1 pseudogene is annotated in these 281 nt (G+C 71.2%); it reads right to left on the bottom strand.

The annotated features are described in order from the left end of the window. Positions 1-281: pseudogene (locus tag FVA95_RS34385) on the bottom strand (DDE-type integrase/transposase/recombinase); the annotation flags it as partial.

Raw genomic sequence — 281 nt, 5'->3', positions numbered from 1 at the left:
GCGTAGGCGGTGCGTGAGTGGTCGTCGATCACGGTGTGGACGTAGGCGGTCCCGATGGCCGGGCGGTAGTACTTGCCTCGTTGACCGGTGCGCCGCGCGGTGGCCGCCTGGTTGCGGCGGCCTTGCTGTCGTCCCAGGTAGCGCCAGCCCCCGCCGTCGGGGATGTTGGCGAACTTGGTGACGTCGACGTGGATCAGCGAGCCGGGGTGGGGGTGCTCGTAGCGGCGCAGCGGCTCCCCGGTGCCCCGGTCGATGTGGGAGAGCCGGTTGATCCGACAGCG

Origin of the sequence: Pseudonocardia sp. EV170527-09 (assembly GCF_008369905.1) — a bacterium.
Taxonomy (GTDB): domain Bacteria; phylum Actinomycetota; class Actinomycetes; order Mycobacteriales; family Pseudonocardiaceae; genus Pseudonocardia.
The sequence above is the reverse complement of the archived record's forward strand: the minus strand, read 5'-3'. Positions and strand labels throughout refer to the sequence as shown.